Origin of the sequence: Providencia sp. NPDC089933 (genome assembly GCF_049545585.1) — a bacterium.
GTDB classification, from domain to species: domain Bacteria; phylum Pseudomonadota; class Gammaproteobacteria; order Enterobacterales; family Enterobacteriaceae; genus Providencia; species Providencia huashanensis.
In genome coordinates this window covers 384123-403570 of the sequence record NZ_JBMWDT010000002.1, presented here as the reverse complement: position 1 = coordinate 403570, position 19448 = coordinate 384123, and the positions used below count along the sequence as shown (strand labels likewise).

Here is a 19448-nt window from a genome sequence, read left to right as displayed (position 1 = left end):
GGTACATCTACCCAACCAGGCGCATTTACCGAAAGCATCGTGCGTAACATGGCAAGTAATGTTGAACATCCAATTATTTTCCCTTTATCGAATCCAACATTATTACACGAAGCAACACCACAACATTTAATCGAATGGACTGATGGTCGCGTATTTGTTGCAACAGGCGCCCCCTTTGATGATGTCATTTATAAAGATGTTTGCTACAAGATTGGTCAAGCAAACAACGCAGCATTATATCCAGGGCTAGGCTTTGGAGCCATTGTATCGCAAGCTGAAAAAATTACTGACGAAATGATTTTCTCTGCAGTACAAGCGGTCGCAAGTCAAGCAACTCTAGGAGCGCAAGGCGCATCATTATTGCCATCTAACGAAGATTTGCGTATTACATCCAGTATCGTGGCATTAGAAGTGATGAGAATGGCAAAATCGCAAGGCGTGGCAAAAGTGGACCCAACACTTTCAGAAGTGGAAGTTGTTAGAACTGCTGCATGGTGGCCAGTATACTTACCGGTAGAAGCTATTTAATTATTTAAATAATCATATTGATACCCTAAATAATTTAATATGTTATTAGTTTCCTCATTGTCACTTAAAGAACATTGAGTACTGTTTATAAATAAAACCTGACATCTTTAATCAGATGTCGGGTTTCTTTCATTTTACTAAGGTTATTGATAATGAAGTTATTTTCACACCTTGAACCACACACTCATCCACTTTTCTTTCTGTTGCTAACGTTTATTGGTGGTTTTGTAGACTCAAGCTCATTTGTTATTTTTGGTGTATTTACCGGACATCTCACGGGAAACAGCGTACTGAGCATGATTTACATCTCTCAAATGAATTGGAATATGCTCTTCATCTCAATTGTTTCTATATGTGGTGTTTTCTTAGGTACATTATCAGGTAGCTATATTCGAACAAAAACTGCTTCACTTTTAGCCTATTCATTAATTATTAGCTTTGAATTTATCTTATTTGCAATCGTTTTTTCACTCTACTTTTTTCTACCTGCTTTCTATTCCATGAATATCGCCGTCTTTTTGATCAGCCTATCAATGGGGTTACAAAATGGTTTCTTCAATAAAGTTGGTAGTGTCAGCATTCATTCTACCTATATCACAGGTATGACAACCTCTTGGATTGGAACGATAATAAAAAGAAATGAAAATGGGGATATCCAAAGAATAACCCTATTTCTCTTTATTATCTCATTCATTATCGGTGCACTAGCGGGAGGCTTTTTGTCAGTAAATTACCATTTTTTAGGCTTTTCAAGCGTCATAGCGCTATTATTAATCGCTCTAATTTATAGTTTACTAATAAATAAAAAACGCAGCTTGTAAAATCCCTCCCCTTCTAAAGGCATCTTTAAATCAGAACCTTTATGTAGGGGCTATGTTTTTATGCACAAGATTATTTTTTAATATATATCAATTGATTAAGCCATAAAATAAATAATACTAATCCGAAGTTGGGGGGACAGTCTTTGACAAAAAATAAAGTAAAGTGGATTTAGCTGAGTCTATTATTCTGAAAAATTGCTCAGAAAATTTCCGATTTTACGCATACATAGCCACTATTAATGTGCTAAAAGGAATGAATAAAAATAATTCAACGTTGATAGATAAATAGTGCCCACTCTCAATTCATTGGATCACATCAACAGCGCGGCGCAGATGCAGCGCTACCCCACGAAATAAAAAAGTATTCATATTCTTTGTCGCCATTGGCTTTTAGATACAAAAAAGCCACTTCGTTAAAAGTGGCTTAATGCGCTGATTTAACAGCTAAAATTTGGTGGCCCCTACTGGACTTGAACCAGTGACCAATCGATTATGAGTCATGCATAATACTTGTTCTCACATTTCTTAAATTGTTCTCAATCTGTTTTTTTATTATTAAAATTCATACTGTTAAAATAAAAAGCCGTTCTCATTCGTTTATTTTAATACCTAATTGTTCAAACGCTACCTGACCCATTACCTGACCTGATATAATAATCAGGTCTCTTACTTTGTTGGTGATAATCAAATGAATTTAACCGAAACAGCCATTCGTGCTTTAAAGCCTAAAACCTCAGCCTACTATTCTTGGCACCAAAGTTCACAGAGAGGTACTGGGCGCATTGGTATCAAAGTACAACCCTCTGGGAAAAAAGTATTCTACTTTCGCTATTATGTAAACAAAGGCAAAAAAGAAAAGTTTATCCAAATTGGCCTATGGCCTGAAATGAAGCTAGCGACTGCAAATGAAATTGCTAAAACATATAGTTTATGGCTCAGCGAGGGTAAAGATCCAACCAATGAATTAGATATCCTTAAAAAGGAAGAACAGCAATTAGCCCAATTTAATAATAGCCAAGGTTCTTTTGAGCAATTGATACATGGCTATGTTAATAAAATGAAACAAGATAATAAACGTACATGGCAAGATGTCTTAAAAAGGCTGGAAAAAGAATGCTATGAGCAGATCCCTAGAGGCACAAAGGCAAAGGATGTAACACCAATCCAAATTAAAAACCTGTTAAGTACTATTATCCAACGTGGGGCGGTTGTACATTCAAATCGGATACGTTCATATTTAATGGCTGCTTTTAACTTTGGGATTAAGGCTGATAACGACCCTATGAATGCAAATAATGGTATCACATTTGGATTAGAGTCAAATCCTGTTTCAATGATACCTAAACAATCAGCTGCCGAAAAAGTCGGTAATACATGGTTAAACTGGGAAGAACTATCATTTATCATGAATTCAATAGCTGAAACCTCTGGTGTTGGTATCCTCATGCAACACTTAATTAGGCTATGTATATTTACAGGCGGACAGCGACCTTATGAACTCATTGCAAGTCAGTGGGGTAATATTGACTGGAAAACTAAAACACTACTTATTACATCTGATATTTCCAAAAATAAGCGCGAGCACCTTATTCCTCTCACAGATTCCGCACTATCAGAGCTTGAAGCTATCCAAAAACTCACCTCTCACCTCAATAGTAACTATATTTTTCCGTTATCTAAAGATGGAAAAAGACCAACAAGAACAGATAGCCTAGCACAAGCAATTGGCTACTTTAGGAAATACCATCCAGATTTTAAACACTTCACAGCAAGAGACCTTCGCAGAACCTGTAAGACCTTAATGGGAGAGATTGGTATAAGCAAAGAAATCCGTGATAGAATTCAAAATCATGCTTTAAATGACGTCAGTTCTAAGCATTATGATAGATATGATTATCTAAACGAAAAACGCGTAGCCTTGACTAAATGGGAAGAAAAACTAAATCTTTTTGGTAATATAAGTGAGTAGCCATGAATAATCTTAATAAATTTAAATGTTTAAAAGATATAGAGCTAGAAACGGGTATTTCAGCTGATGAAGTATTAGCGAACTGGCGAAAGTATAATATTAATTTATATGTTAACTTTGATAATGAAGTAGGTTATTTAAAATGTCGTTCACCTTTAGAACCTGAAATTGATGGAAAATATTGCTCTCCAAGTTTTCCACCTGAAGTTAGTGGTATTGAAGATATTAGAAAGTTTAAATATGATAATACAACGATTGAAGATGTTCCAAACAGCAACATCATAAAAGGTCAGGCATCTGGATTCTGGGTTATTTTGCCTCCTATAAATAATGATTGCCCCACATTTCTTTTAAATCGCTACATGGGATTGGGTCACCACTGTACAGAGTATCATCAAGTTTGCCAAGTTTTTGCTATAAAAGATGAGCAGGATTTATCTGAACAAACAGATTTAATGAATATAAAAAATAGAATAGATAGAAGAAACTTTGATTTTGAACTAGAAAATAGATTGAAGGTAAATAAATATAATTTGTTTGTAAACTTATGTGCAGTTGAATTATTATATGGAATAAATCCTACTGTAAAAAAAGTGGGAGTGTCAAATCCCCCTAGTAGCCCTAAAGAAACAGAAAAAACAGAAAAAACAGAAAAAACAGAAAAAACAGAAAAAACAGAAAAAATAAAATTGGAAAGTAAAAGCCTTGACAAGAACGAAATCACAATGAAGTTCATTGGTTATTTACTAAAGAAACATTATTTAAATCAAGAGAATGCTGATTATGAATCAATAGCCACAACATTATCAAACGAATACTACGAATTAAAAAATAAAGAATATCATATACAACAAGAATCTATTAAGCGTTGGTTTGATAATCAAATGTTTAAACGAAGATCACAACTAGCATATATAGTTTTATATACTATAATTTGTAAGCATTATACCGATGATATATGTCAAAAAAAAATAATTGAAAATATCCCCCAAGAGCTAAGATCAAAACTAAAAATCAATGAAGTCATTATCATGTATTGGATGAAAAATTTAAAACGCTACAAATTAATTTAATTAACAGTTCCCAGTTTCTTCACGACTGGGAGCTGTATAAATCAATTTACAGAGGATTAAATTAAAGGGGCTGTCCTAGATAAGGTTTAAATTTTACCTTTAACTATCTATTTTAGCATAGTTAATTGTTGTTTTGCACTAGGTGTGTTAAATCGCCATTCACACTCTTTTAAATACAGCTCAAAATGAGCCTTCGGAATACCGTTAAATTTACGCATGTGACGCTTCGCTTGGTTCCAAAAATTCTCTATGCCATTGATGTGATTTTGCCGGTCTTTTTTGTCGACAAACTGGGTGCTGTGATTGATCCTGTAATGCTTAAAATCGCTCACATCCAGTACGTCATAACTGGCAAAATTATCTGTGTAGACGATGCTGTCAGGGTAAATTTTTGACTCAATTATTGGCAGTAATGTCCTCAATTTAGCATCGGGTATGACCGTGGTATAAACCTTGCCACCACGCTTGAGAAGCCCGAAAACAGGCACTTTCCCAGCTGCCCCTCTACCGCGCTGACCTTTACGACGCCCCCAAAATAACTTTCGTCCAATTCAATCTCGCCATCAAACCAAGTGTGCTTATCAACGTGCTCAGCTATCAGCACTCTGAGGCGATGGAAATAGTAAGCGGCTGTGTTTCTGTGGACACCAACTAACTCTGCGGCAATTCGTACCGAAGTACCTTCAATAAATAGCTTAAATAGCAGTTTCTGTTTGCACAGACTAGCCTACTTTTTCTTATAGAACGGTCCTTATAACCTTAGCTATTTAGCACAGCCCCAATCATAAAATATTTATTCATAAACGATGCCCTAACGAGATAGTTTCATAGTATCCAAAGTTTTATTTTACTTCAGCCTATACTCAAACAAAAATCCACACTTTAAATGAGTGATATTATCAAGATAAAAACTAACTCTGTGAGACTAGGATTATCTTATTTTTTAACATAACCAATAATAACTCCTTTTAAATCAATGAGTTTAAATACTTTATTAATAATTCTATATTATCTTGCTAATAAAAGCTTAGTACCATTTCCTTAGGTATTTCTATCTGTAATGATTAATCCACTTTTAGCAAATACTAAGGAATCACTATGAATACAAATACCCCAAACTCAACGTTACGTATGGAGCTTCTTAAACGTTATGGAGAACCTCGTGATCGCCTAGTTCGTGAAAAAGAGCGAAAAATAATCACATCGATATCCCGCACAACCACATGGAAACTGGAACGGGAAGGTAAATTCCCTAAACGTAAGCAGCTTGGCCCTAAATCCTGTGCCTGGTTGTTAAGTGATTTACTGATATGGATTAATGAAAAGTAAGGCTCCTATTAGTCATAGCTGTATTAATTAAATAAAGACTAAATTGAATAAATAAATTTATCAAGTATTTTTTGATTAATTATTTATCAGGGTAACTTTATCTTTTTTTTACCATTCTGATTATTGCTATTTCTGCTATTAATAGCAGGAGTAGCAGTTAACTTAATTAGTTTTAAATAGAGAAATTTAAATATGAATAAAAATACATTCCCCATTGATGCTCTACCGAACATTATCAAAGATGCCATTAATGAAGTTCACAAAAATACCCAAGCGCCCATTCCTTTAATTGCTGTATCTGCTTTAGGAGTTATGTCTTTAGCTTGTCAGAACCAAATCAACGTTTTGAGATATAATAATGATAGTATGCCTGTCTCTCTTTTTTTTCTAACTTTAGCTGAATCAGGGGAAAGGAAAAGTACCGTCGATAAACTATTCATGAAACCCATTTATCAAATGGAGGCTGAACTTAATCAAAAATATCAAACTGAAATGAGTGCTTATCGCCATGATAAAAAGTTATTTGACCTCAAGAAAAAGTCATTATCTAAACTCATTACTACCGCATACCAAAAAGGTAATGACCTATCTGATTTTGAGGCACAATTTAAAGTTTTGTCTAATTCTGAGCCCAAAGAGCCCATTCTATATAAATTTTGTTTTAATGATGCGACACCACAAGCAATTAAAGATCACCTCAGCAAAGGCTCTAATTCCATAGGCTTGATGTCAGATGAAGCAGGAGTTGTTTTCGAGGGGAGAGCTCTGAATGAGCTCGGCTTCATTAATAAGATGTGGGATGGGAGCCCATTTTCTGTCTCTCGTAAGAGTGAAGAAGATCAATATATTAAAGATGCAAGAATGACATTATCCTTAATGGTTCAACCTACTATATTCAAAGAATTTATACAAAAAAAGGGAGATAAAGCTAAAGATATTGGCTTTTTTGCCCGATGTTTGATTAGCCAACCAGCATCAACCCAAGGTTATAGAATAATTACAGATACAACATCATACTCTGAATATTTAACTAAATTTCATCATCGCTTAACAGAAATATTATCATTAACAACAATACAAAATCGCAATAGAATTAATATAAGATATAACCTATCCCTTTCTGACGAAGCAAAAGCTCACTGGATTGATACTTATAATGATATAGAGAAAAATTTGATGGAATCAGGCACACTTTATCACCATAAGGAGTTTGGCTCTAAAATGGCTGAGCATTGGCTCCGCTTAGCAGCGATAATACATTATTTTTCATATGATAAAAAATTAATCTCATTAGATAGCTTACAATCTGCGGGAAAACTAGTTCACTGGTTTTATCTTGAACAACTAAAGTTATTTCCAGCTAATGATGAAATCTCCGTAGCTAATCGAGATGCCGATACTCTATCTGTATGGCTAAATAATTTTTTTGATAAAAATAATATAAAAGAAATTAATAAGAACTACATTCGACAATATGGCCCTAACAGTTTAAGGGACTCAAAAAGATTGGATAAATCACTTTTTATATTAGCATCTAGACTTGAATTCTTTTCAAAGAAAAAAAATAAAACAACGTATATTTACCGATTTGATTTAAATGATTTATTACAGGTTAAAGATGGACCTTCTGAGTACATTCCCATGATGGAGGCAATAGGCAGTCAAAATTATTTAAACCAAGATTTTACAGTGAAACGTTAGGTATCATTGCATAGAATTACATTTAAATCCTTATTTTTTCTAGTTATACGCATTAACTCCAGAGTGGTTATTTGTTAATCAACTCTGATATAAAGGGGGCTGAGTGATATTATTGATGTTGGATAGGTAATATACTTCTAATCTATTACTGATCTATTTAATCTAATATCCCATATATAGATCTATTAATTAACTGGTATATATCTACTAGCCATATAATCCTATTAGTGAATATCACTATAAATACATATTCATCATTAGGTCTGTAATCGAATTAACCATTAACGCAAACTGGGTATAGGTAACCCTCATTACCTATACCCTACCCTTTAAATTAATCACTGAGCCATTATCCATGGCTCTAAGGTAAACTTATGTCTAATGATAACGATTCCATTTATAACCCTGATTATATAAGAATCATAGAAAAGACCTTAACCCGTTCCTTAACTGACTATACACGTATTATGGCATTACGTGTAGACTTACGGTTTCCTGTCATAGATAACCACGGGGATATGCCAACCTGCTTTATTAACCTAGATAAAGTGATGTCTCGTTTCATTGATTCATTAAACGCTAAGCTTAAACATTATCAATACAGTAAAAGGCGAAAAGGTCAACGTACTTACCTTAACCGATTGCGTTACGTATGGGTAAAAGAACAATCCAGTTCTGAGCTCCCTCACTACCACTGTGTATTAATCTTCAATAAAGACGCCTACTATCACCTAGGAGACTATAACTTAGATGAACCTAGTTTACGGACGATGATTACTACAGCGTGGTACAGTGCGTTACAGCTCCAATTAGACCCTATCTCAGACCCGACTGGCGCATTAGTACACTATCCTAATAACGGTAAGTATTGCTTAAATCAGAATTCCTTAACGTTTGAAGCGGATCGAGCGATGTTGATGAATAGGCTAAGCTACTTAGCGAAAGAGCACTCGAAACATTATAATGCGAATTCACGTAGCATAGGTTATAGCCTTTCATAATTGTAATAAGGATGATGTCAGTACGATAGTTCACTACCCTGAGAACTGTCGGTACTGTTTAAATCGAGAAGCCTTATCCTTTAGCGATGACTATAATACCGTAATAGAACGATTAAATTACCTAGCTAAAGAATATTCTAAACACTACAGTTCGAATTACCGTACGATAGGCTATAGTCAGTACTAGAAGCGACTTAGGCAGGTAGCGCCCGCTACCTGTCTTTTAAAAGGGTTCCACTAATAGCCGCAATCCTCGTCTGTTAGGGAATATTCTGATACGAGCTTACCAATATCATGGAACAAAACGCCGAAGGCCACTGCAACACGCCACCTTGGTTCAAGCTCTTTTTTCTCAACAGGTCTGCCACTGGTGTCAATGATCTTCAAAAAATCCACCACAATGATCAATGCAAGGCTGAATGAGCCTTTGGAAATCAAGCAGATTAAAACCAAGTATCTGGGAGCAGTTTGGCAATTTGCTCGTCTTGTGTGGACTGCAAATCCTCGGGTGACGCAGCTGGCACCCCCTTCAGGAATGGCGAGTAGCGTGGAATTTCTGTATCTAGTTGAGATGACAGCTCTGGTAATGCTTTGGCTTGAAAAAATAGGTTTTTGAACATAGTGAACCTCCGACACGATAGTGTGAAGGTTCACTAACAATTAGGTTGTTAGATAGTCGCAAGAAACTTGCACTTATCTGTAGCGATGATAGAGCTAAAGACTTAAAAACCAGTCTGGTTCAACTGTTACTTTTTCAACCAACTCTGTTTTAACACCTAAACTAAGTTCTTTGAGCTTATCGGCTAACTGATCACCATCAACCAAGTCAATCGGAGCAACACCATCACGGTTGGCTTCTTCAATGGCTGCTTTTGTAAAGCTGCCAGTTGTTATAAACATCCCACGATCTGAACGTCCTACTGTTGCCCCTCTGAAATCTCGGATTTCTGGTGCCCCAACTGAGCCTTTGTATTTTTTACACTGAAAGGCAATATGAAAACTCATCAAACCATTGATTCGGGCAATTCCTTTGCCATCGATACCACCATCCCCCGTGCGACCAGTCACTTCAACATGAATGAAGCCTGATTCTCTCAATAACCTCTGTGTTAACCGCTCAAAAGCATCAGGGCTCATTTCTTCAATGAGTACATGGTGTAACTTTTCACGCCAAGCCATAGCTTCTTCTGGTGAATCATTAGACGAAAGCTCTGGCTCTGAAGAAGAACTTTTTGACCCCCCAGGCTTTCGGTCAAGCTCTCTGACAAAGTTCACAATCTCTCGACTATCCAGCTTAGCATTTTGCTTGGCTTTATCAGTCAAAGCCCAAACGCCTCTTGATGAATTCTCAAGATATCCTGCTTTTTTGAGGTAGGTTCTCGCCCAAGCCAATCGATAACCAACCTCTGTTTGGCTGCTCTTTTCGGGGTTATGCAACACGGCTAAAGTCTGCTCATCAAACTTTTCTAGCTCCACGACCTCCTCGTATATTTCATCAATACTGCCTGAGCCGCCAAGATTGTTCAGGGCGATGATGAGTGGCTGCATCAGCTGGTCAAAAGTAACCATAAAAGATCCCATCCAAAATCAAAAATGGGCTTCCCATCCTAGAAAGAGCAGCCCATATTGGTGACATTAATATCTAACCGTTTACGACTTCCATCAATTTCGAGTAACTCGTTACAACATCATATTTGACGTTTTCACTCGTGATCTCTGCATTAATTTTTTCAAAGAATTTCCGAGCACATTCAATCTTGCGATCTTCTATGCCACGCAATTCAAGCGAAGACATCGTTCCTTTAGTCTCAGCAATAAAGTAAATGTGTTTAACACTTCCTTCTTTGAAAGAAATCGCCCAATCAGGGTTGTAGTCGCCAACAGGCGTCGGTATCAGAAAACCACGAGGCAGTTTTGCATAAACCACGACTTCTTTGCTTGTATCGAGCTCAGTAACAAAGTCCCGCTCAATACCTTGTGAATCAACGACTACATAATCATAAATATGCTTATTAACGCCACTAACGGCTTTTGTCATATCAGTGATTTTTTGCTCTGCCGTGAATATATCAACATCATAAGATTCGTTCGTTGGATCATATGATAGCTTCTCGATGATCACAGATGCCTTTTGCTCTTTCACAAGGCGTGAAGCCTCAGCGAGAAAATGCTCAGGGTTCTGCTTAAATTGTGCAAATACTACAGGTTCTATACCCATCAGTATTTCGGCGACTGTTTTGCGAGTCAGCACACAATTTTCAGCCAACTTACCAACCAAGTCATAACGAACAGCAGAATGAATGCTCGATTGATGAGTTTCAGTCTCAGTGTTTTTCACCTTGAAACTTTGTCCAGCTTTGAGTTGTTCGTCGGTAATGCCATCCAATTGAACACCATCTTGAATGGTGTATTGAAGAGGCGTTACCTTAAGTTCTTTATTGAGCACTCGAATACAATTTTTAATCAACTCAGACGAATCAAAATCAACCTTATAAACCGCTTTGCGATTGATTTTGTGCCAAAGCTCCTGAAACTCTTTCTTATCAAAATTAGCATTCAAAGGATTGTTTTTAGGTTTACGATCATCACCAACACCTGGCAATTGCGCTTCACTATAAACACCGTCAATCAGGGTCAATATTTGCTCTCGGTAAGGCTCTAACTCAGCAGGCATTGGCGCTAACTGCCCACTAGCCTTAGCCTGGTGGAATGATGGCGCGATTGAATCGTCAGCGTCATTGGTATAATCATTTTTAAGCAAATACTTATAAATTTGCTTAGCCATGACAGGTGTTACTTCTACCGGGCCATCAGCCGTTGTAATTATCTTACCCGTAAAATAAGCTTCATCTGCTTTTCTAGGTCTCGCAGAGAGAGACTCGCTGATCTCTTTTTGCAGATTCGTGACAAAGTCTTTATAGCTTTCACTTGCAATCACCGACAAAACATTAATTTCATGCACAGTTGCCGGATGGTCCTGTCTGTCACCATGTTTATTGACGGCCAGACGTAAACCACGTCCAACTTCTTGACGACGAGAGATAGTATTGTCGCTGTGTTTCAACATACACATGACAAATACGTTTGGATTATCCCAACCCTCGCGTAAGGCCGAGTGTGAAAAGATAAATCGAGTAGGCTCTTCAAACGACAGTAACTTTTCCTTATCTTTTAGAATCAAGTCATAGGCATCTACATCGTCTGATAGCCCGGCATCTTCACCACGAACTTTAAAGCCAGGGTTCTGAAGACGATTTGATTTCTTATCAATTGAGAAGTAGCCATTATGCGTTCTAGAGCCTTCAATGGCCGATAGATAGGCTTTATAGGCATCATTCTGCTCACTCGGTAAAAGGGTCAACTCATCAAGATACTCCTGTACAAGCAAGGAGTACTCTTCCTCAAAGACGCGAGCATAATCACCTTTCTCATCCGCTTGAGAGTAATCCCTATACTTTGCGACTTCGTCAATAAAGAATAGAGAGAGAACCTTTATACCCTGGCTAAAAAGTGTTTTTTCTTTTTCAAGGTGCGCTTTAATTGTCTCGCGGATCTGTATGCGGCGAATTGTCTCTTCGGTCACGTCTCCCGTGGCATCGCCCGCGGTTAAAACATGGCCATTTTTGAATTCAACCGTGTCGTTAATCGCGTTGACATCAGTAACCACAAAGTCACGGTACTGGTCCAGACCATTGCTAAGATCAAAAAGATTATCGCCCTTAGTAACCTTCTTGGGTATGCGTTTGATGCCATTTTGTTGTTTAACCTCGATCTCTATACGAGCCACTGGCATTTTTTTCGAGATCTCGATGGATTCCAAATATAGATAGGCTGTCGTTCCCGCCAAGCCTTTTACTGAAATACCACGAACGGCAATTTTCTTAACCAGCTTATTGTTATAAGCGTCAAGCGCATCCAGGCGATGCACTTTATTATGTGTTGTCTTATGCGTGGCCGAATATCGAAGTACCATCAGTGGTTTGAATTTGGCTAAGGCATCTAATGTCTTCTTGCCTTCCATCTTCTGCGGCTCATCCAAAATCAGGATTGGGCGGTTTGCACTAATAACGTCAATAGGACGCCTAGACTGGAAGTCATCCAACTCTTCATAAATTCGTCGATTGTCTTTTCCTGACGCATTAAAGGCTTGAATATTGATGACCATCACATTGATGCCACTGTCAGAAGAAAAACTCTCTAACTGGTGCAATTGTTTTGAGTTATAGATAAAAAACCGTGCCTTTTTACCGTCGTAATTCTGAGCAAAATGCTCACCTGTGATTTGCAGCGACTTGTAAACACCTTCACGAATGGCGATGCTAGGCACAACGATAATAAATTTGCTCCAGCCATAGCGCTTATTCATCTCAAAGATGGTTTTGATGTAGCAATATGTCTTACCAGTACCGGTTTCCATTTCAACATCGAGATTAATCTTAGAGCTGGAATTGCTTATTAACGCTTCTGAAACAGGGAGGTTCTGTCTACTTTGAACACCATGGATATTCTGCAATAGCTGCGATTCAGTGAGCGCGAGTTCAGCATTTTTAAAACCATCCTGGTCGCTCATATCCCAGCCAGCGTTGCCAAATTTATCTTTGGCAACGCCAGGATCGATTCGGTAGGTTACGCCGGAGGTATTAGGTTGTCCCGCAAAGCAGTCAACAACCGACTCTACGGCAACAGTTTGATAAGGTTGGACTTTGAACTTTAACTTCATACTCCCTCCTTATATCGCTTTAACTTCAGTATGTGGGGACACTTGCTTGAAAATCTGCTCGGCATTAATTTTTACTGCATCAGACTCAAAGCCGTCATCACGGAATACTACGCGAAGTGGTTCTTTTATGGCTAACTCTTTAATCAATACTTCATTTATACGCAGATCAAAACAGGCCACTAATGCATCATCATCAACAAAGAAAACTGTTTTGCCTTGAATCGTTTCTTTTCTGATTGGTAAGGTTAAATCGACGCCCCAATCCAGCAGTACTTGAAAGAGTAAATCTTCATCAGTGCGGTCTGATTTAATATTATCTACCAATAAGTCTAGCGAACCCTGAGTAACTTGATCTGGAGAGTAGTAAACATCCGCCATATTCGAGGTATCCACTTTAAGTACTCGGAATCCAACGTCTTTATTCCAGTCTTTGTGGCACTCGCCTGCTAATATTTTTGCACCAGCTCGGCGGATGCGTTCTTTAGAAATCTCAGCAATAGTTTTGTAGCCAGCTTTGAACGCTGCTGACTTTGTATCACACTCTTCCGGCAACTGAACCATAATAAATTTTCGGTTTCCGCCGTCTTCAGCATTAATCGCCATTACTGAGTGGGCAGTGCTACCACTTCCAGCGAAGAAATCTAATACAATACTACTTTTATCAGTCGATAAAGAAATTAACCTTTGGAGTAGTTTTACTGGTTTTTTACCATTAGAAAATTCAGTGTCTCCCTCCTTTGTGAGGTTGTTGTACTCAATGTCATCCCAAAGAGTAGTAATACGATCCATGTAGTAATAGGTATTATCAACTTTTTCTACTACGTCAGCTAAAAACATAACCATGTTACGTTGTTCTGATGTTGACCCTGCTTTATAAAAAACTTCAATCTCTGTTCCTTCATTACGTCCTTTTATTGGTGTATAGACACAACTATACATTGGAAAGTCATGTCCGGACGTTTCTCTGATTACAGTTTGCCTTACACTGCTCTGGGCATTTGTAGTGCGAAATATCCTATCTGCGAACTGATTGTAAACTTCATCTATCGTGATCCCTTTCGATCTGGCAAATGCTGATAGAGACATTGTTTGCAAATTCTCATATCCATAGAATTTGATTTTTTTAGTTTTATCTTCCTTGATAAGAACTTTGTTTTCCAAGTTGGTGATTATTGATGTGTACTTCCAACTTTTGCCTTCTTCTTCGTAACTCTTGATACGGTCTGAAAGTTTTGTTTTTATATAAACTGGGTTAAGGAACGTTGACTCTTTATTTTTTGAATACACCCAAATAAATTCAGTAGCATCTTTCAGGCTCTTTCCTTCAGAGCTTCCAGATACTCCACCTATTTTAGTTTTAACGGTAATAATATTTATAAAATTCTGCTCACCGAATATCTCGCTACAGATTTTCCCTAGAGAATCTACCTCATTGTCATCTATATGGATGAATATAACGCCGTCATCAGATAACAAATTTCTGGCTAACTTTAATCTTGAATACATCATAGTTAACCAATCAGAGTGGAACCTACCATTTGTATCCCTGTTTGCGACTAAGCGATTACCATCTGAATCTACTTGGTTTGATCGCTTTAAAAAAAGATCATTTCTCTCAGAGAAATCGTCGTTGTAAATAAAATCGTTTCCAGTGTTGTAAGGAGGGTCGATATAGATCATCTTAACCTTGCCTAAATAAGTTTCTTGCAACATCTTTAGCGCATCGAGGTTATCGCCTTCAATAAAGAGGTTTTCAGTGGTGTCAAAATTGACACTTTCTTCTCGACTAGGTCTTAATGTTTTTGCGATAGGTGCATTCGCTGTTAGTAGTGCCTCTCGTTTACCAGGCCAGTTCAGCTGATAGCGCTCTTGCGGGCCTTCAACGATTGAATTTGATAGCTCTTGTTTAAGTTGGTCAAAATCAATGGCCAGCTTTAGCTCTCCGTTAGCACCATTTGATTCCGTCACGCAGTTCGGAAACAACGCCTGAATTTTCTCTATGTTTTGCTGCGTCATGTCGGGGCTGTGCATCTTTAATTTATCCATGTGTTTTACCTTTTGCGTGATGCCTTACATTTATCGCCGTCATATTTGTCGCGGTAGCGTTGTTAACTGCGTTCATTCACCCCAATCACATAGAAAAACTATGCTCAGGGGTTCACTCACTTGTCGCCTAGCTACCACACCAACTATTTAGGCCATAATGAAAGCGGGCACTATTTAACTGATTAACATTGTTTATCTGTATATTCTTTATGCGAGTAACTCTTCAAGCTCGCACCTTAAATTCTTTAACTGCTTATTGAGCTCAACCTTGCGGTTAAACTGTTTCTCAGCATGAACCTTCTTCTTATATTGCGAGATTTGCTTTTCCAATGCCTGAATTGCCATCAAGCGTTCAATGACCTCTTCAATACTCTCGGCGGTTCGTTTGGGTATGGGTAATAAGCGCGTAAGAAGCTTTTGATACAGCTGCGCCATATCGATTGCAGTTGGCAAAACCAAAACTTCAGAAGTTACTGTTGATGCATTAACTAAATAGAACGTTTCTGAGAACAAATAACGGCTACAAACCCATTTGGCCTGATCGTTCTCTGCCTTACGCTTATAGCAAGCGGCGTAATGGCCTTGCTCACCACTAGCACCCCATACCTCAAATAGAATGGGAAAAGGTATGGCCAAATCAATCGCTTTAAGTACGCTGTCGTCTATCGAGTCACCTTTAAGCTTCACACTGAAAACCTGTATTTCACTGACCTCACTGGTTTGGGGAATATTCAGCGTGCTAGGCGATAGCTTGTAAGCCCAAAGAATTTGATCTACTTGCTCTACAAAAAGTGACTTCAACCCAGTGGTTGCCGCGCTGTGCTCATATATTTTGTTCTTAGGCACGACTCGACCGAACTTTGCGTTGTCAGGAAATATCCAAGGTGAGTTCATAAACTAGCTAACCTCATCCTGAGCACTATTCTCCATCAGATGCTTTTGCTGGATCACAATAAATGCCAGCAATTCAAAGTCATCAAGCCCGGCAAATGTATTCACTAAAGCAGAGGTAGCGCCACCACTGAACAAACTATCAATATCTTTTTCTTCCTTAACTTCAACCATGCTTTTTATGGCATCGGTTAGAAGGTGAGAGTAACGCTGCATATCTCGACCGTCTTGTGTTAGGCGATTAAATAACGCACAAATATCACTGAGCGGCTCTGTTTGCCCTTTGCAGCTACTGCGGATTAAATCTAATAATCTCTTTACCTCAAAATGATTAGCGACGATGTGCCCCTCATTCGATACATAGACAAGGTAATAAGGGTGGAGCCTGTTTTGCAGATCTCTATCGATACTGTTATTGACGTTTTTCAGCGCAAACACCACGCCAGGCAATAACCCTAATTCTGGCTTAGCTTCAACCACCGCATGCATGCCGCTTGGTGCATTTCTTGGTTCGCCGTAGAGTTTCATTAGATTTAGCAGGTCCATTCGAAATTCGTTTAGACCTAGATCGGTGATAGAAACCCCCGTTTTTAAATCTTCAAGCTCGATGACTTCTTCTTGTAGTTTCTTTAACTGCTCTTTACGGTACGACACATCATTCGCTTGACTACTTAGAACGTTATCATCACCGGTCGCTGTCACGTCAACAATTGTCATTCGACTTTCAACACGTTCTTTTAAGTTGATGTACTCATCCAGCGATATATCAGGCCAGTAGTTAACTAACTGAATGCATTTATTCGGCGAGCCAATACGGTCAACTCGCCCAAAGCGCTGAATAATCCGAACTGGATTCCAATGAATATCAAAGTTAATTAAGTAATCACAGTCCTGTAAGTTCTGTCCTTCAGAGATACAGTCTGTAGCAATCAACAAATCGATTTCAGCGGGTTCGTCAGGTAATACACTTGCTTTCGATTTGGAAACTGGCGAAAACAAGGTGAGCACTTCTTGTGTGTCGTAACCTTTTCGTCCGGTTTTTAAGGTGGTCTTAGGTAAACTGGCACCACCAGTGATCATCGCAGTATGGATTCTATGCTCGCTTAACATCACAGGTGACAACTGCTCGTACAGATATTGAGCGGTGTCAGCAAACGCCGTGAACACGATGATTTTCCTGTTTCCAGGATTTATCGGATTATTTATTTTTGCAGCAATATGTGATTTCAGATGCTGCAACTTAGCATCCTCTTCTGGCTTAATTTTGCTAACAGAATCTAGTAACCCTTTGATCAGCTCCAAATCACCATCTAAATCCTGCTGCCAGGATGGAAGATCCATATCCATCAGCTTGATTTTGATCTTGTTGCCGATTTCCATATCGTGATAAGAAGGCATATCGTCTTCATCTGCTTCAATAGACTCAAGCGCTTCAACGAGACTGCTAACTTCGGTTTGCCCGTCTCGCTTATAGAATTCGTCGATAATACCTAGAACACGAACATGGTTATCATGGAGAGATTGCAAGGTGCTTCTGAACGAGTATACGGAGCTCTCAAGACGCTTTAGAAGGTTCGTTGTCATCAATGCAACCAAGCTTTTTTCACGGTCGCTTTGCTTTAACTTACCTTTTCCGCCTTCAACTTGCGTGTCATACATCTCCTCGTATTTCTTCAATCTACTCGGGAGGATATAACTCACTGGCGCATAAACAGATAGTTTGAGTAGCTTAAGCTGTTCAAAGATCTCATTCAGGCTTACTACATCCGAACGAGTAGTAAGCGGACAATGAAACGATATTGGCTTGTTACGTTCAGGGAAATGGCCAATATCTGTTGTGTCGTAGAAAGTTGTGATGTGCTTTCGTGAGCGAGCGATAGTGACGCTATCAAGCAGTTCAAAAAAGTCAAAATCTAAGGCATCGAGAATGGCTTTAGCTGTTCGCGTCTCTGGGTCTAGTTTGGACCAAGCGTTAAATGCAGCTTGTGCTTGGTTGAATATCTGTTCCACGCTTTTTGTGGTTTTAAGATGCTTTGTGAGATTGCTCGACTCACCTTCATAAGCCAGTGCAAGTTGATTCCTTAGGTCAGTAAATCTGTTATTCACTGGTGTCGCTGATAGCATCAGCACCTTGGTTTTTACGCCAGCGCGAATCACTTTATTCATCAGTTTCTGATATCGAGTTTCTCGATCTTTCACTGCATCGTTATTTCTAAAGTTATGCGACTCATCAATGACGACCAGATCATAGTTACCCCAGTTGATTCTATTCAACGGAGTACCGAAGGATTCGCCAGAGGTTCGGCTCAAATCTGTGTGACACAAAACATCGTAACTAAAACGGTCTTTAGCAAAGATATTTGTTTTTAGGTTTCGATTAAAGTTGAGCCAATTATCCGCCAATTTTTTCGGACATAGTAGAAGTACGGACTTGTTCCTGAGCTCGTAATACTTGATGACAGCTAACGCTGTAAAAGTTTTACCAAGACCAACACTATCAGCCAGAATGCAGCCATTATAGGTCTCTAACTTATTGATAATCCCCGTCGCGGCATCTTTTTGGTAGTTAAATAGCTTGTTCCAAATCAAGGTGTCCTGATAGCCGGTTCGATCATTTGGTAATACATCCTCTGTAATATCATCAAGGAATTCATTAAAAATGTTATACAAAATAATGAAATAGACTTTTTCAGGCGAGTTTTCCTGGTAGACAGACTCTATATGCTCGCAAATGGTTTTAGTAACATCTTGGAGCTTCGCAGGGTCTTTCCAAATTTGGTCGAATAACTGTAAGTACTGGGCTGTGAAATTTGGCTCATCGATTTTTTGCACAAAATTCGAAATAGCATTTCCTCGCTGATACCCTAGATCAACCGCCGTAAACCCGCTAACCGGAGCAAAAACTGCACTCTTTGTCTCTGTTTGCTGTCTAGGTGCTTCCGTCACAACAAACGACTGCATTGGAGAATCAGTTTTGTTTGATTTGAATGTCGCTTTCTTTCTGATCCAATTTGCACACTCTTTAGCGATCGCTTTTTGAGTGAGCTTGTTCTTTAACTGTATTTCAAAGTCAGTTCCGTAAAGGCTGCGTTCACGCTCAGCTTTGGGGATAAAGAACTCTCGTTTTTCTTTTTTGAATTTATCGGTAACTTCATCCGCGACAAAAGTAGGTGATGTGAAGATGAACTCAAGTGAGTCTATCTTCGCTAACTCCTTTTTGAGAGCCTCATACGCATAAATAGAAAAGCAAGACGCAGCAATCTTTAACTTTGTGTTCGGTGCCAGCGTCTGTTGAAGCTCGTCACCTAATAGGTTGTTAAGGTTATCGATTATTTTCATCAAAATTTATACCCTGCGCCAAGTTCGTTT

13 protein-coding genes, 1 tRNA gene and 2 pseudogenes are annotated in these 19448 nt (G+C 38.4%); 8 read left to right on the top strand and 8 right to left on the bottom strand.

Annotated elements, in window-relative coordinates; translation table 11 throughout:
* Both ACPEH5_RS05505 and ACPEH5_RS05500 read left to right on the top strand, forming a co-directional pair.
* A partial coding sequence (locus tag ACPEH5_RS05505; protein ID WP_423727025.1) for a malic enzyme-like NAD(P)-binding protein occupies positions 1 to 528 on the top strand: 528 nt, incomplete at its 5' end.
* Positions 529 to 680: 152 nt separating this feature from the next.
* Positions 681 to 1349: a YoaK family protein gene (locus ACPEH5_RS05500; RefSeq protein WP_281110634.1), complete on the top strand. Its 669-nt coding sequence runs from the start codon at positions 681 to 683 to the stop codon at positions 1347 to 1349.
* A gap of 452 nt (positions 1350 to 1801) precedes the next feature.
* Here ACPEH5_RS05500 and ACPEH5_RS05495 read toward each other — a convergent pair.
* Positions 1802 to 1934: transfer RNA gene (locus ACPEH5_RS05495), tRNA-Met, on the bottom strand.
* A gap of 103 nt (positions 1935 to 2037) precedes the next feature.
* Between ACPEH5_RS05495 and ACPEH5_RS05490 the strand changes: the two genes are divergently transcribed.
* On the top strand, positions 2038 to 3318 hold the full coding sequence (locus ACPEH5_RS05490) for a tyrosine-type recombinase/integrase (RefSeq protein WP_154611511.1): 1281 nt from the start codon (positions 2038 to 2040) through the stop codon (positions 3316 to 3318).
* A 2-nt stretch (positions 3319 to 3320) separates the two neighbouring features.
* Positions 3321 to 4391: a hypothetical protein gene (locus ACPEH5_RS05485; protein WP_421667393.1), complete on the top strand. Its 1071-nt coding sequence runs from the start codon at positions 3321 to 3323 to the stop codon at positions 4389 to 4391.
* A gap of 107 nt (positions 4392 to 4498) precedes the next feature.
* On the opposite strand, the pseudogene ACPEH5_RS05480 reads toward ACPEH5_RS05485, so the two are convergent.
* Positions 4499 to 5132: pseudogene (locus ACPEH5_RS05480) on the bottom strand (IS1595 family transposase).
* A gap of 357 nt (positions 5133 to 5489) precedes the next feature.
* On the opposite strand from ACPEH5_RS05480, the gene ACPEH5_RS05475 reads away from it, so the two are divergent.
* The 4 genes from ACPEH5_RS05475 to ACPEH5_RS05460 all read left to right on the top strand — a co-directional run bounded on the left by ACPEH5_RS05475 (position 5490) and on the right by ACPEH5_RS05460 (position 8609).
* Positions 5490 to 5720 (top strand): helix-turn-helix transcriptional regulator, encoded by a 231-nt coding sequence (locus ACPEH5_RS05475; protein ID WP_166185652.1) that lies wholly within the window; start codon positions 5490 to 5492, stop codon positions 5718 to 5720.
* Positions 5721 to 5912: 192 nt separating this feature from the next.
* Positions 5913 to 7421 carry a YfjI family protein gene (locus tag ACPEH5_RS05470; protein ID WP_210853294.1) on the top strand — a complete coding sequence of 503 codons (1509 nt, stop codon included), beginning with the start codon at positions 5913 to 5915 and terminating at the stop codon, positions 7419 to 7421.
* 374 nt (positions 7422 to 7795) lie between these two features.
* On the top strand, positions 7796 to 8422 hold the full coding sequence (locus ACPEH5_RS05465; protein WP_210853292.1) for an inovirus Gp2 family protein: 627 nt from the start codon (positions 7796 to 7798) through the stop codon (positions 8420 to 8422).
* Positions 8409 to 8609, top strand: coding sequence for a YagK/YfjJ domain-containing protein (locus tag ACPEH5_RS05460; protein ID WP_226693778.1), 201 nt, complete (start codon positions 8409 to 8411; stop codon positions 8607 to 8609). The genes ACPEH5_RS05465 and ACPEH5_RS05460 overlap by 14 nt, the downstream gene beginning before the upstream one ends.
* A gap of 53 nt (positions 8610 to 8662) precedes the next feature.
* Here the strand turns inward: ACPEH5_RS05460 and ACPEH5_RS05455 are convergent.
* From ACPEH5_RS05455 to ACPEH5_RS05430, 6 genes and pseudogenes are all read right to left on the bottom strand, one after another.
* Positions 8663 to 9042, bottom strand: a pseudogene (locus ACPEH5_RS05455) (MobH family relaxase); the annotation flags it as partial.
* A gap of 94 nt (positions 9043 to 9136) precedes the next feature.
* Positions 9137 to 9991 (bottom strand): restriction endonuclease, encoded by an 855-nt coding sequence (locus ACPEH5_RS05450; protein ID WP_210853290.1) that lies wholly within the window; start codon positions 9989 to 9991, stop codon positions 9137 to 9139.
* Positions 9992 to 10064: 73 nt separating this feature from the next.
* On the bottom strand, positions 10065 to 13142 hold the full coding sequence (locus tag ACPEH5_RS05445; RefSeq protein ID WP_210853288.1) for a type III restriction-modification system endonuclease: 3078 nt from the start codon (positions 13140 to 13142) through the stop codon (positions 10065 to 10067).
* A gap of 9 nt (positions 13143 to 13151) precedes the next feature.
* Positions 13152 to 15188 carry a site-specific DNA-methyltransferase gene (locus ACPEH5_RS05440; protein ID WP_210853286.1) on the bottom strand — a complete coding sequence of 679 codons (2037 nt, stop codon included), beginning with the start codon at positions 15186 to 15188 and terminating at the stop codon, positions 13152 to 13154.
* Between the two features lie 207 nt (positions 15189 to 15395).
* Positions 15396 to 16082 carry a DUF4391 domain-containing protein gene (locus ACPEH5_RS05435; RefSeq protein WP_210853285.1) on the bottom strand — a complete coding sequence of 229 codons (687 nt, stop codon included), beginning with the start codon at positions 16080 to 16082 and terminating at the stop codon, positions 15396 to 15398.
* A 3-nt stretch (positions 16083 to 16085) separates the two neighbouring features.
* Positions 16086 to 19418 (bottom strand): helicase-related protein, encoded by a 3333-nt coding sequence (locus ACPEH5_RS05430; RefSeq protein WP_210853283.1) that lies wholly within the window; start codon positions 19416 to 19418, stop codon positions 16086 to 16088.
* Positions 19419 to 19448: the final 30 nt, after the last annotated feature.

Coding starts and splice junctions, on each gene's coding strand:
- ACPEH5_RS05450 (WP_210853290.1), bottom strand. CDS start 9,991: ATGGTTACTTTTGACCAGCTGATGCAGCCACTCATCATCGCCCTGAAC.
- ACPEH5_RS05490 (WP_154611511.1), top strand. CDS start 2,038: ATGAATTTAACCGAAACAGCCATTCGTGCTTTAAAGCCTAAAACCTCA.
- ACPEH5_RS05445 (WP_210853288.1), bottom strand. CDS start 13,142: ATGAAGTTAAAGTTCAAAGTCCAACCTTATCAAACTGTTGCCGTAGAG.
- ACPEH5_RS05465 (WP_210853292.1), top strand. CDS start 7,796: ATGTCTAATGATAACGATTCCATTTATAACCCTGATTATATAAGAATC.
- ACPEH5_RS05485 (WP_421667393.1), top strand. CDS start 3,321: ATGAATAATCTTAATAAATTTAAATGTTTAAAAGATATAGAGCTAGAA.
- ACPEH5_RS05435 (WP_210853285.1), bottom strand. CDS start 16,082: ATGAACTCACCTTGGATATTTCCTGACAACGCAAAGTTCGGTCGAGTC.
- ACPEH5_RS05470 (WP_210853294.1), top strand. CDS start 5,913: ATGAATAAAAATACATTCCCCATTGATGCTCTACCGAACATTATCAAA.
- ACPEH5_RS05430 (WP_210853283.1), bottom strand. CDS start 19,418: ATGAAAATAATCGATAACCTTAACAACCTATTAGGTGACGAGCTTCAA.
- ACPEH5_RS05440 (WP_210853286.1), bottom strand. CDS start 15,188: ATGGATAAATTAAAGATGCACAGCCCCGACATGACGCAGCAAAACATA.
- ACPEH5_RS05475 (WP_166185652.1), top strand. CDS start 5,490: ATGAATACAAATACCCCAAACTCAACGTTACGTATGGAGCTTCTTAAA.
- ACPEH5_RS05500 (WP_281110634.1), top strand. CDS start 681: ATGAAGTTATTTTCACACCTTGAACCACACACTCATCCACTTTTCTTT.